Raw genomic sequence first — 12,077 nt, 5'->3', positions numbered from 1 at the left:
TCCAGTGCGGCTCAGATCCCCTCGGCCCGCCTCGCCTCCGCCATCAGCCGCTCCAGCCGGGTCAGCACCGATTCATTGCTCATGCGGTTGTTGAGCCGCTCGGCCAGCAGCGGAAAGGCGAACGGCCCCGGACGCGGCGTGAGCTCCAGGCGCAGCTCGCTGGCCCGCAGACGCGTGAGGGCGGCCTGCAGGCGGCCCAGCTCCAGCTGCTCGTCGAGCACCTCACGGCGTGCCTGGGCCAGCAGGCGGTTGGCCGGCTCGTGCTGCTGGAACACATCGAACAGCAGGCTGGCACTGATCTGCAGTTGGCCGCCGGTTTTGTTCTGGCCAGGAAAGCCGTTCAGCACCAGGCCGCTCACCTGGGCGATCGCGCGGAAGCGGCGGCGGCACAACTCCGACAGGTTGATCGTGCGTTCCAGGTCGTGCTGCAGCCCCGCCGCTTCCAGCAGCGCGTCGCCGGCCTGCTCGAACAGCTCGGCGAAGGGATAGCCGCGCGGCGCCAGCAGCTCGAAGCCATAGTCGTTCACTGACACCGTGATCGTGCCGGCCTGAAGCCGCGCCAGGCGGCCGGCCCAGAGGAAGCCGAGGCCCTCATGCACGAAGCGCCCTTCAAACGGATAGGCGTAGAGGTGGCTGCCTTCGCGGCTGCGGGTGATCTCCACCAGGAACTCATGCGCGCGTGGCAACGCCGACACCTCGTGCTGGCGGCGCAGCAGAGGCTCCAGGGCGCGCAGCTCGGGGGTGTCGAGCGTGGCGGCATCCTCGGGGTCGCGGCTGGCCGCCAGGGCCCGGGCGCAGCGGTCGACCTCCTGGCGCAGGTGTTCGCTGAGCAGGTCGGAGAGGGCCATCTGCCCACCGCCCCAGGCCGGCACCAGGGTGCTCTTGCGGGTGCTGGCCTTGACCAGGGCGGTCATGTCGCGCAGGCGCACGAACTCCAGCTGGCGGCCGGCGAAGAAGAACACATCACCGGGCTTGAGCCGGCTGACGAACCCCTCCTCCACATGGCCGAGCGTGGCGCCCCGCACCACCTTCACCGTGATCGAACGGCTGGCAGTGATCGTGCCGATGTTGAGGCGGTGCAGGCGGGCGATGGCGGTCTCGCGCACCCGGTAACGGAAGGGAGCTTCTGCATGGTCTTGCGCTTCACGCGTGCGTTCAGGCACCGCACCCGCCAGCAGGGTGCCTTCCAGTGCCGTGGGTTCTGCTGGCGACGCCAACGGCTCGCGTTCGAGCTTGCGGTAGCGGGGGTAGGCACCCAGGCAGTCCCCCCCGTCCTCCAGAAAACGCAGACACCACTGCCAGGTGGCCTCGTCGAGGTGGCGATAGCTCCAGGCCGTGCGCACAGTCGCGAGCTCGTGCTCGGGGTTGAAGCCGGGGCCACAGGCCAGGGTGGTGAGGTGCTGCAGCAGCACATCGAGGGGCGCCTGCGGCGGCCGGCGCCGTTCCACCAGCCCCGCCGCCAGCCCGCGCCGCATCGCGCTCACCTCCAGCAGCTCCAGGGCGTTGGTGGGCATGAACAGCACCTGGGAGGTGCCGCCGGGGCAATGGGCGGAGCGGCCGGCCCGCTGCAGCAGCCGCGCCAGGTTCTTGGCACTGCCGATCTGCACCACCCGCTCCACCGGCTGAAAGTCAACGCCCAGGTCGAGCGAGCTGGTGCACACCACCCAGCGGATCCCGCCTGTCTTCACCCCCGCTTCGATCGCCTCCCGTTCGGCCCGGTCGATCGAGCCGTGGTGCAGCGCCAGTGCCCCCTCCATTTCCGGGCAGGCATACCGCAGGCATTGATGCCACCGCTCCGACTGGTTGCGGGTGTTGGTGAACAGCAGCGTGGAGACGGCGGGATCGAGTGCCGCCACCAGCTCTTCATACATGCGTAGGCCCAGGTGACCCGCCCAGGGGAAGCCGTCGATCTGGTCGGGCAGCAGGCTGCGGATCTCGGTGTGGCGGCGCAGCTTGGCGGTGACGATCAACGGCGGCGGAGCCGCTGCCCCCACCGCCGCGCGCGCCGCCTCCTCCAGGTTGCCGATCGTGGCGCTGATTGCCCAGGTGCGCAGGCCCGGCCGGCGCTGGCGCAACCAGCTGAGGCACAACTCGCACTGGCTGCCGCGCTTGCTGCCCATCAGCTCGTGCCATTCGTCCAGCACCACAGTTTCGAGGCCGCCGAACAGCTCGTCGGCCTTGGCCCCCGCCAGCAGCACCGACAGCGATTCCGGCGTGGTGATCAGGATCTGGGGCGGCTGGCGCAGCTGGCGGCTGCGTTCGGCGCTGGCGGTGTCGCCATTGCGGATGCCCACGCGCAGCGGCCAGCCCATCGCCTCGATCGGCGCGCGGATCGCCAGGGCCAGATCGCGGCTGAGCGCCCGCAGCGGCGTGAGATAGAGCAGCCGCACACCCGCCCCGGGGCTGGCCAGCATGCGGGCGATCGGACCCATCACGGCGGCGTAGGTCTTGCCGGCGCCGGTGGGCACCTGGATCAGCCCGTCGCGGCCCTCCAGATAGGCCTTCCAGCACTGGCGCTGAAACGGCATCGGCCGCCAGCCCTGGAGCTGGAACCAGTCTTCGATCGGGCGGAGCGGCGCGCCCCTGCGGCTGGCCAAGTCGCGCCGCCCGTCAGCTGGAGAGCACGGCCACCACCACAGCGGCGATCGCCAGGATCACGGCGCCGAGCACCACCCCGGCAGCGATGTTGCCCTTACGGATCTCGCTGCGGTAGTCGATCGGCGAGAGGCGATCGAACAGCAGCAGGCCGCCGTAGATGAGGATGACGCCGAAGAACGTCCAGCCAACCGTCAGCAGCAACTGGAGCAGCGGTTTGACCATGACCACGACACGCCTTCGCCGTCAGGGTAGGGACTCCCCGGGAGCAGGCCGACCTGGCGGCAGCGCGACGGCGGCCACGACGGTGCGCTGGCCGCTGCTGGCCCTGCTGCTACCGCTGCTGCCCCTTGCGGTGCTGGCGCTCTCCGCGCTCGAACCACCGCAACGGCTGGTATTGGTGGCGACGGAGGAGCAGCCGGGCCGCAGCGAGCCCTTCGAGCTTCGCGATGGCTGGCTGGGGAGTCCGCGGATCGCCATGGAGGCGGACATCCCATCCAACAGCACGGTGGTGTTGGAAGTGCGCCTGCTCGATAAGGCAGGCAGAACGGTGTTGGAGCTGTTCAAGGATGGCTGGCGTGAGAGCGGACTTTGGACGGATGGCGGCAACAGCGGCAGCTGGCAGGAGCAGGACACGGCCCTGCTGCTCCAGCTCCGCCCACGGAGCAGCGGCCGTTTCCAACTCGAGGTGACGCCCGAAGAGCTGCTCGACGCGAGCGGCTTACCGCTCCAGGCACCGGTGACACTGCGCGGCACAGTGCGCAACCACAGCGTTGCCGCCGGCCTGCTGGTGTTCACGGCGGTGGTCACCCAGGCGATCGTGCTCTGCCTGCTGGGGGCGGTGTACGGCGCGACGCGCTCGCGGCGCCTGCTGCGGGTGGAGCACGGGGTGGCGGCTGCACGCCTGCCGCTAGGCGGGCCGGGGCTGGTGAAGCTGGTGGTGAACGCTCACTGGGAGCTTCCCGATGGCGCCAAGCCTGAGACGTATCCGCCCACCACGGCCTTGCTCTGCTTAAGCCTCAACGATGCGGCCGGCGAGCGTCGCCTCGATCATCAGGTCACTCTGCAGTTAGTCAAGCAGGCGAGCGATGGCGATCACTGGCTCACGCTTTCTGAGGCGTACTACCTGCGGCTGGCGGAACCCGGCAGCTACCGGGTGCGGGTGACGGTGCCGGAAGCCTTCACTCCCCAGGACGACCCCTGGGAGATCGAATGGCTGGAGCTGTGGGTGGAGGATGGCATCAATACGGCCTTCCAGGTGCCGTTGCTGCCGATCCGCCCACCGGGCGCCCGCGCCTGAGATGCTCAGAGAGTTGGGAGACCGCTCGACATGCCCCGCGAACAAGCGGTGATCCTGCTACTGGCCGTCGGCGCCGTGGGCGTGGGCACCGGCACGGCCATCCTGCAGCCGGCTCTGTTCCGCCTTGGCCAGGAGGGCACGCCGGCCAGCTTCAGCGGCGTGCGCTACGGCGGCAGCTACCGGGCGGGCCGCTGGGTAGCGGCGCCGGACCGCTCGCGCAGCTGGTCGGGCTTTCAGGGGCGAGGACCGGGCTCCGCCAAGTGACCACCGCTGCCGCCCCGCCGCTGCGCCCCCTGCAGGTGTGGGTGCTGCTGGCGGCGGCAGCGGTGTCCTCCACCGTGAGCCTGGTGCTGGAGCTGATGCTCGCCACCCAGGCCAGTTACCTGCTGGGCGACCACACCCTGGCCACCGGCATCGTGGTGGGCACCTTTCTGGCGGCGATGGGCCTGGGGGCCTGGCTGAGCCAGTTCCTCGCCTGTGGCCCCAACCCGTTCGCCCGGCTGCTGCGGCTGTTCCTGCTGGTGGAACTGCTGCTCAGCCCGCTGTGCCTGCTGGCGCCGCTCGGGCTGTTCGCCCTGTTCGGTGCCGGCGGGCCGGTCTGGCTGGGGCTGGTGGTGCTCACCCTGCTGGTGGGGGTGCTGGGCGGCATGGAGGTGCCGCTGCTCACCCGCCTGCTGGAGACCCAGCAGCACCTGCGCACGGCGCTGGCACGGGTGCTGGCGCTCGATTACCTGGGCGCGTTGGTGGGGGCGCTGCTGTTCCCGCTGGTGCTGCTGCCCTGGCTGGGCCTGCTGCCCACCGCCGGCCTGCTGGCGCTGGTGCCGCTGCTCAGTTGCCTGGTGATCTGCCGGGTGTTCCCCCTGAGCCGCCGCTGGCGCTGGTTGGTGGGGGGCACGTTGCCGCTGGTGGCTCTGGTGGCCTGGGCTGTGCTGCCCCTGGGCGACAGGATCGAAGACAGCCTCTACGACGACCCGGTGGTGGGCCGGGTGCAGAGCCGTCACCAGCGCATCGTGCTGACGCGCCGCCGCGACGACCTGCGCCTGTTCCTCGACGGCAACCTGCAGTTCTCGAGCCTCGACGAATACCGCTACCACGAGGCGCTGGTGCATCCGGTGATGGCCTTCCACCAGCAGCCCCATCGCGTGCTGCTGCTCGGTGCCGGTGATGGCCTGGCACTGCGGGAGGTGCTGCGCTGGCCGGGTGTGCAGCGAGTGGATCTGGTGGAGCTGGATCCCGCCATGCTCCAGCTGGCGCGCCGGCACCCCTTTCTGCGGCGGCTCAACCAGGGCAGCCTCGACGACCCGCGGGTGCATCTCCACAGTGGCGACGCCTTCGAGCGGGTGCGGCACCTGCCCGGCGCCTACGACGTGGTGATCGCCGACTTTCCGGATCCCGCCACCGCACCGCTGGCGCGTCTCTACAGCGTCAGCTTCTACGGCCGGCTGCTGCAGTTGCTGGCGCCGGACGGGCGGCTGGTGACCCAGGCCTCCACGCCCTTCTTCACCCCCAAAGTGCTGGCCTCGATCCAGGCCACCTTCGAGCAACTGCCGCTCACCACGCGCGCCTACAGCGTGGATGTACCCAGCTTCGGCCCCTGGGGCTTCGTGATCGCCTACCGCGCGGGCCAGACCCTGCAGGCCGCCCCGTTGCCGTTCAGCGGCCGCTGGGCCGATGACGACCAGATCGCCCGCCTGTTCCCGCTGCCGCGGGACCTGCGCCTGCCGGCCGGCCAGCAGGTGCGGCCGAACCGCCTGCTGCGTCCTGTGCTGTCCGAGTACCAGCGCCAGAGCCGCTGGTCGGGGCCGTGAGCTGAGCAATGGTGGCGATGTGCCTGGCCGCCAGGGTGGTGTCGATAGGCTCGCCGCTACCGGCGGCCGTGGCCGGCCCTTGGAATCGAGCCGATGACGGTCTGGATCGTGCTGCTGGGGCTGCTGGTGGCAGCTGTCGTGGTGATGCAGCTGCGGCGCTGGTGCCGCCGTCCGGCTGCCTTGCCCCAGGACCGCACCCTGTTCACCCTCCGCTACGGCGACATCGTGCAGTTCGAAGGGCGCGACTGGGTGGTGGAGGACAGGCTGCTGTGTGCCGAGGAAGGCTTCGAGTGGCTGGAGTATCTGCTGCGTGACGGCAACGACGCCCGCTGGTTGAGCGTCAGTGAAGACGACTGGCTGGAGGTGAGTTGGCTGGAGAGCGTCAGCGCTTCGGCATTGGATCCAGCGTCGCTGGCTGGTTGCGGCGCAGGCCGCTTCCCGGCGCGGCTGCAGCTGGACGGCGTCACCTACGCGCTCAAGGAGCAGGGCCGGGCTTCGATCAGCTCCAGCGCGCGGGTGATGAACCGGCGCCAGAGCGGCTGCCGCTACGCCGATTACACCGCCAGCGGCGGCCTGGTGCTGTCGCTGGAGCAGTGGGATCTGGCCGCTGCTGCCGCTGCCGGTCAGACCCCCGACCCGCCCGAGCTCAGCGTGGGCCGCCTGATCGATCCCGGCCAGCTCAGCCTCTTGCCCGGCGATGGGCGCTCGGTGTACCGCTGAGTTGGTCTACCGCTAGGGGCGGTGACCCTGCCGCCATGGGGTGGGTGCCATCCCACGGTTGCAGCCGTCATCCGTATACGGACCCTGGTCCTGACCTGTCGTCCTCCAGCAGGGCTTCGGCGGCGCTCAGGGTGTCGGCCTCGGCCGCGGGTTTGTCCTGCCGCCAGCGCAGGATGCGCGGGAAACGCACTGCCACGCCGCTCCGGTGCCGGCCGGAGCGCTGGATGCCTTCAAAGCCCAGGGTGAACACCTGCAGCGGCTCCACGGCCCGCACCGGCCCGAAGCGTTCGGTGGTGTGGCGCCGGATCCAGCGATCAAGCTCAGAGATCTCGGCATCATCAAGACCGGAATAGGCCTTGGCGAAGGTCACCAACTGGCGCGGGCTGGTCCCTTGTCCTGACGGTTCCGGATCCACCGAGTCAGATGGTGCGGTGGCCCATAGCCCGAAGGTGTAGTCGGTGAAGAGGTTGGCGCGGCGGCCGCTGCCTGCCTGGGCATAGAGCAGCACTGCATCGAGCTCCATCGGCTCGAGCTTGTGTTTCCACCAGTGGCCCCGCTTGCGGCCCGCAAGATACGGCGAGTCCAGCCGCTTGAGCATCAAGCCCTCGGCACCGGCCTGGCGCGCCTGGCTGCGCAGCGGCTCCAGCTCCTCCCAGCTCTGGAACGGCAGCCCGGTCGAGAGGCGCAGAACCCCCTTCAACTCCTCAGCGGCGGTCTCCCCCAACCGCGCGCCGAGCTGGACCAGGTCCTGCAGCCGCGCCGCCAGGGGGTGCTGGCGCTGGTCACGGCCGCCCGCTTCCAGCAGGTCATAGGCAACGAAGGCAGCCGGGCAGGCCTGACGCAACGCTCGACTCACGCTGCGCCGCCCCAGGCGCCGTTGCAGGGCCGCAAATCCGAGCGGACGGTCCGCCGCCGGCGGCCACACGATCACTTCCCCATCGAGCACGGTGCCGTCCGGCAGGGCATCGCCCAGCGCCACCAGCTCCGGGAAGCTCTCGTTCACCAGATCTTCGCCACGGCTCCAGAGAAAGGTGGTGCCGGCGCGGCGGATCAGCTGGCCGCGGATGCCGTCCCATTTCCACTCGGCGCGCCAATCAGCGGGGTCGTCCGTCAGCAGCCGCTCCGGCTCCAGTGGACTGGCCAGGAAAAAGGGATAGGGGCGGCTGATCGGTGCGTCCTCACCGCTGGTGGTGGGGCTGAGCAGGGCGGTGAAGGCAGCGGCACTGGGCACGAAGCCACCCATCAGCCGATGGGCCAGCTCCGCCTCCTCCAGCTGGCTCACCTCGGCCAGGGCACGTGTGACCAGGCCGGTGGATACCCCCACCCGGAAACCGCCACTCAGCAGCTTGTTGAACACGAACACCTGCGATGGCGGCAGGGATGACCAGATCTGCAGCACCGCCTGCGCCTGCACTTCGCCGTCGAGCGCAGCCAGCGCCGGCAACCGCTCTGCCATCCACACCGACAGCGGCAGGTCGAGCGGTTCGCCAGCCGGCAGCTTCAGCTGGGGCAACAGCAAGGCGATCGTTTCCGCCGAATCCCCCACCTGGGAGTGGCAGGCCTCGAACAACCATTCCGGCAGCCCGGCCGCCCCGAGGCAGATCTCCCGTAAACGCCGTCCGGTGAGCAGCCGACGGCGCCGCTTGCCGAGCAGCAACTGAAGCGCCCAGGCCGCATCGCCCGCGGGCGCTTCGCGGAAGTACCCCACCAGCGCCGCCACGCGCGCCTTGGTGCCGCTGCTGCGATCCAGGCACTCGAACAGGTCACAGAAGGCGTGCACAGGCAGGGGATGGGTGGGCAGGGCATCGGCCCTGGCGCCGGTTGTAGCGATCAGGCCTGAGGCGGCGTGACCAAAGGGCAATCGGCAATCAGCGTGAGGATGAGCGCCATCCGCTACGTGCGCCGGAAGCCTCAAGCGCCAAGGCCAGTCCTGGCAGAACCCTCGGAACGTGAATTCCTTCAGAGCAGGAGGTTGGAGCGTGCGAACAGATCGACACCCAGCAACTTCACCTCAAAGTCAGGCTTGCCGTTGCCATCGACATCACCCTGCAACAAAGCATGGCGGAAAGGGGAGACATCAATCCTCAACTGGCCCGCCGTACCATTGAACTGCCGCTGCCCGATCCAGCTGAAGCGTTGCTGCCCCGCTTGAAGTGAACAGGCATCCACCGCTGCGAGATCGATCTGATCGGAAGGATCGAAGTCGGTGATCACATCGCGCTGGTGCTTGGTGTTGAGGCTGCTGTCGGCCCGGACGTAGACGAAGACATCGCGACCATCACGGCCTGGCAGAGCCTGCCTGGATCCCCCCAAGGGCTGACGGGTGATGGCATCACGGCCGGGTTCCTGCTGGCCACTGGGCGGCGTTGCTCCCCCGGAGAGCAGATCCGCTCCGTAACCGCCGGAGATCACATCATTGCGGCGGGTGCCCACCACTTCATCATTGCCGGAGCTGCCGGTGGAGGCGGAAGCCAGCGCACCGATGGTGATGGTGAGCTGCTGAAGATTTCCTTGATAATTGGCGTTGTAGTCGTCCTTGGCGAAGGTGTAGAAACCAACGAAGTTCTGGTTGCCATTGGCATAAAGACCCATCCCGCCTTCGGTGTTGGCCTGGGCACGCAGGATCGACGTATAAGCGTTCGGATTGGAGGGGTCGTCCGGCGCATAATTGCCAGCAGGAGCACCCGGCGTGCCAAAGGCATAGCCGAAATTCCACACATTGAAGTTGGACGCATAGAAGAGTGAGTCGTCGGAGGGATCCACACTCGATCCGGCTCCATTGTTCATCGTGCTCCAGTTGAGATTGCTGGAGAAATCGAAGCCGAAGGTGGGCGAAGGGTAGCCAGCAGGCAGCGGCACCCCGGCCGCCAGGGCGGGCAGGGCGGGGATTCCCCCCGCAGGCAGCTTGCTGGCCTTGCCGGACGGCTGGAGCCCGCTGGCCGTAGGGGAGACTCCTCCCCAGGGCATCGGCCCCCAGGGCACGTCGGCCCCGAAGCTGGCCCATCCCGCCGCCATCGCCGGCGGCAGCGAGACGGCCGCCGCCTGCTGGGTCCAGAAAGACTCACTGGCCTGCCATTGCCAGATCGACATCGGGCCGATGAAACGACGGTTGGCAGCGTCGTAGAGGTCGGAAACGGTGCCGACGGCCGCCAGACTTGCCGCACTCTGGGGCAGGAAGTTCTGTGGAGGCAGGGCAGCCATGGCCTGGGCGATCGCCGTGGCATCCAGGAATCCGTAGGTGGTGCCATTGAGGTTCGACTGAATGGGATAGGCCCAGTCGTTGATATAGCTCACATCAGCACTGAATCCCGTGCTGCTGTAGGTTCCATCCCAGGTGTACTCATAAAAACTGAAGGCATCACGGATTGAGAGCCCACTCGGTTCGCCGCCACCGGCGTTGTTCTGGCTCGTGAAGATATCTGTGCTCGACACATAGATTCTTAGGTTGCTGCCTGATGGCACAGAGATGCTGTTCGTTCCTGTAGTGAGCGTTCCCGTGCTCACGATCTGCTCGGAGGTGTAGCCATTGGACACCACCCAGTAGCTCAGCGGCTCGCCACTGCTGTTGTTGATCGCCAGGCTGCCGGTTGTCATTCGATGATCCGGATGTGTAGCTTCGGCTGAACTCTACAGAGAACCCTTCTGCTGAGCACTGCATGACGATGCCACAGCTTTGTAGAGCGCTGCAGGCTTTCCATGCTGTCGTGCGTGTGATCAGCCGCTGGCCTGCAGGGGTGCCGATCACGCCGTGCCGACTGATTGGTTTTCCTGGGATGGACAGCATCCCTCAACTGGTGCACGCCAAGGAGCCAGCAAGGCGTGGCAGGTTGACAATGGTTTGTTGGCGCCGATGCGCCTGGCTGATCGTGGGTGAGTCCTGCAGCCTGGAGGGGTGCTGTGCGCTCCGAGCGACACAGTCGTTCTGGAAACACGGGCTCCTTGGGCAGCGTTTCAGGCAGCCACCCGTTGGGGGCCGATCAACAGGGGCACCATCTTTCCATTCAGCCGGAAGCTCTGGATGAACAGATACGTGCTGAGAAACAGAACACCGCCAACCAAAGCAGCAAGACCAAGCATCACCCCCACGCCACTGAACTGGTGACGCCACATCACCCAGAGGGCGGAGATCATCAGCATGAACGAGAAATCCAGATTGAACTGCCCGGACCAGTTCAGCTGCAGCAGGTTGCCGATGAAGACAGCCACCAGGCCCAGCCCTTGCTGGCTGATCACCACCGCCGTGTAGCCGAGAAGGGCAAGAAACATCGAGATCAGCAACGTGCGGAATGCAGTCATGGCAGCCGTGGTGTGTGATCAAATCTGCAGTGTGGCGACCATTGCCTGCGGCCTGACCCATGCATGCAGCCGGCACGGAGGGCAACCGGGAGCAACAGCATCGGAGGGGTCGCCTCTGCAATTGTACCGGCAATTCATGAAGGTTCAGCCTGCAGTCAGCAGCCATTCGCTTTCATCATTCGCCGGCAACCCTCCATCCGAAGGCAAGCAACTCTGCCCGCCAAGGCCGGCAACAGCGAACCCATCGACGCACGAAGACAGTCAAGTCGTGACGCCAAGGTGTGCCGTCTGATGCAGAGCTTCGGGGCTCGCGGACTCCGTCCACGAGGTCAAAGGTCACAACCCCCCCCTACGTTTCTTCCCCACGCTCCGCCGCAATGCCGCCGCTGAGGGGCTCGGCACTGATGCCTTCCACGTCGCGCAGGTAGCGGGCCAGCACGTCGCTCTGGCCGTGGGTCACGTACACCTGCTGGGCGCGGCTCTGGCGCACGGTGTTGAGCAGACCGTTCCAGTCGGCGTGGTCGCTGAGCACGAAGCCCCGCTCGTAGCCGCCCCGCCGCCGGGCACCGCGCACCGCCATCCAACCGCTCACGAAGCCCGTCTGCGGTGCCTTGAACCGCTTCATCCACACCGAACGATGCGCCGACGGGGGCGCCAGTACCAGCCGGCTCGCCATTGGCTCACTGCGGGGCAGCTCACTCACGGGCCGGGTGGGCGGCATGGCGATCCCCTGCTCGCGGTAAGGCGCCATCAGGGTCTGCACGGCGCCATGCAGGAGCACCTCCTCTCTCACGCCCAGCTGGTGCAGCTCCGCCAGCAGACGCTGCGCCTTGCCGAAGGCGTAGCAGAACAGGATCGAGGGCCGCTCCGGGGCACCTTTCCACCAGGCGTGGATCTCGGCAGCCACCTCCTGGCCCGGCCGCCAGCGATACACCGGCAGACCGAAGGTGGCCTCGGTGATCAGCACATCGGCCTGCACCGACTCGAACGGCACGCAGCTGGGGTCGGCGTCACGCTTGTAATCGCCGCTGATCAGCCAGGTTTCACCGCCGGCGCTGATCCGCACCTGGGCCGAACCCAGCACATGCCCGGCGCTATGAAACGACACGGTGGCGTCGCCGAGGCGCAGCTCCTGGCCGTAGGCCATCTGGCGGAGATCAATGCCCTGGCCCAGTCGCTGGCGCAGCACGCCGGCGGCGCTGCCCACCGCCCAGTACACCTGGCTGCCGGGCCGGGCGTGGTCAGCGTGGGCGTGGGTGAGCAGGGCGCGTGGCACCGGGCGCCAGGGGTCGATCCAGGCGTCGGCGGCCGGGCAGTAGAGCCCCTGGGGGGTGTGCTGGATCAGGGAGCCCGGCGGC

The 12,077-nt window shown here is 68.0% G+C and carries 10 protein-coding genes; 4 read left to right on the top strand and 6 right to left on the bottom strand.

The annotated features are described in order from the left end of the window. Positions 1-11 precede the first annotated feature (11 nt). Together KQ303_RS04820 and KQ303_RS04815 are read right to left on the bottom strand one after the other, a co-directional pair. Positions 12-2,528 carry a DEAD/DEAH box helicase gene (locus tag KQ303_RS04820; protein WP_259729678.1) on the bottom strand — a complete coding sequence of 839 codons (2,517 nt, stop codon included), beginning with the start codon at positions 2,526-2,528 and terminating at the stop codon, positions 12-14. Positions 2,529-2,610: 82 nt separating this feature from the next. Further along, the gene (locus KQ303_RS04815) at positions 2,611-2,820 is read right to left on the bottom strand and encodes a DUF350 domain-containing protein (protein ID WP_094510627.1); all 210 of its coding nucleotides are present in this window, start codon (positions 2,818-2,820) and stop codon (positions 2,611-2,613) included. Between KQ303_RS04815 and KQ303_RS04810 the strand changes: the two genes are divergently transcribed. The 4 genes from KQ303_RS04810 (at position 2,819) to KQ303_RS04795 (ending at position 6,423) form a co-directional block, all read left to right on the top strand. Then, complete coding sequence (locus tag KQ303_RS04810) at positions 2,819-3,895, top strand: hypothetical protein (protein ID WP_259729370.1); 1,077 nt, start codon at positions 2,819-2,821, stop codon at positions 3,893-3,895. The two genes, KQ303_RS04815 and KQ303_RS04810, sit on opposite strands and share 2 nt — an antisense overlap. Positions 3,896-3,925: 30 nt before the next feature. Next, entirely contained in the window at positions 3,926-4,159 is a 234-nt protein-coding gene (locus KQ303_RS04805) for a hypothetical protein (protein ID WP_094510625.1), read from the top strand. After that, entirely contained in the window at positions 4,156-5,703 is a 1,548-nt protein-coding gene (locus KQ303_RS04800) for a polyamine aminopropyltransferase (RefSeq protein WP_259729369.1), read from the top strand. Before KQ303_RS04805 ends, KQ303_RS04800 begins: the two co-directional genes overlap by 4 nt. Before the next feature lie 93 nt (positions 5,704-5,796). Beyond that, on the top strand, positions 5,797-6,423 hold the full coding sequence (locus KQ303_RS04795; protein ID WP_259729368.1) for a DUF4178 domain-containing protein: 627 nt from the start codon (positions 5,797-5,799) through the stop codon (positions 6,421-6,423). Between the two features lie 67 nt (positions 6,424-6,490). Here the strand turns inward: KQ303_RS04795 and KQ303_RS04790 are convergent, their stop codons facing one another. From KQ303_RS04790 to KQ303_RS04775, 4 genes are all read right to left on the bottom strand, one after another. After that, on the bottom strand, positions 6,491-8,203 hold the full coding sequence (locus KQ303_RS04790) for an ATP-dependent DNA ligase (protein ID WP_259729677.1): 1,713 nt from the start codon (positions 8,201-8,203) through the stop codon (positions 6,491-6,493). Positions 8,204-8,382: 179 nt separating this feature from the next. After that, complete coding sequence (locus tag KQ303_RS04785) at positions 8,383-10,017, bottom strand: M10 family metallopeptidase C-terminal domain-containing protein (protein WP_259729367.1); 1,635 nt, start codon at positions 10,015-10,017, stop codon at positions 8,383-8,385. A gap of 357 nt (positions 10,018-10,374) precedes the next feature. Further along, a complete protein-coding gene (locus KQ303_RS04780; RefSeq protein WP_259729366.1) occupies positions 10,375-10,719 on the bottom strand; it encodes a hypothetical protein in 345 nt (114 codons plus the stop codon). Positions 10,720-11,068: 349 nt separating this feature from the next. Continuing rightward, positions 11,069-12,064: a ligase-associated DNA damage response exonuclease gene (locus KQ303_RS04775; RefSeq protein ID WP_259729676.1), complete on the bottom strand. Its 996-nt coding sequence runs from the start codon at positions 12,062-12,064 to the stop codon at positions 11,069-11,071. Positions 12,065-12,077 lie beyond the last annotated feature (13 nt).

The sequence above is a fragment of the Synechococcus sp. CS-1333 genome (assembly GCF_025128015.1).
Lineage (GTDB): Bacteria > Cyanobacteriota > Cyanobacteriia > PCC-6307 > Cyanobiaceae > MW101C3.
Note: the sequence above shows the minus strand (reverse complement) of the source record. Positions and strands in the feature narration are given on the sequence as shown.

Coding starts and splice junctions, on each gene's coding strand:
- KQ303_RS04820 (WP_259729678.1), bottom strand. CDS start 2,528: ATGCCGTTTCAGCGCCAGTGCTGGAAGGCCTATCTGGAGGGCCGCGAC.
- KQ303_RS04810 (WP_259729370.1), top strand. CDS start 2,819: ATGACCACGACACGCCTTCGCCGTCAGGGTAGGGACTCCCCGGGAGCA.
- KQ303_RS04815 (WP_094510627.1), bottom strand. CDS start 2,820: ATGGTCAAACCGCTGCTCCAGTTGCTGCTGACGGTTGGCTGGACGTTC.
- KQ303_RS04805 (WP_094510625.1), top strand. CDS start 3,926: ATGCCCCGCGAACAAGCGGTGATCCTGCTACTGGCCGTCGGCGCCGTG.
- KQ303_RS04795 (WP_259729368.1), top strand. CDS start 5,797: ATGACGGTCTGGATCGTGCTGCTGGGGCTGCTGGTGGCAGCTGTCGTG.
- KQ303_RS04785 (WP_259729367.1), bottom strand. CDS start 10,017: ATGACAACCGGCAGCCTGGCGATCAACAACAGCAGTGGCGAGCCGCTG.
- KQ303_RS04780 (WP_259729366.1), bottom strand. CDS start 10,719: ATGACTGCATTCCGCACGTTGCTGATCTCGATGTTTCTTGCCCTTCTC.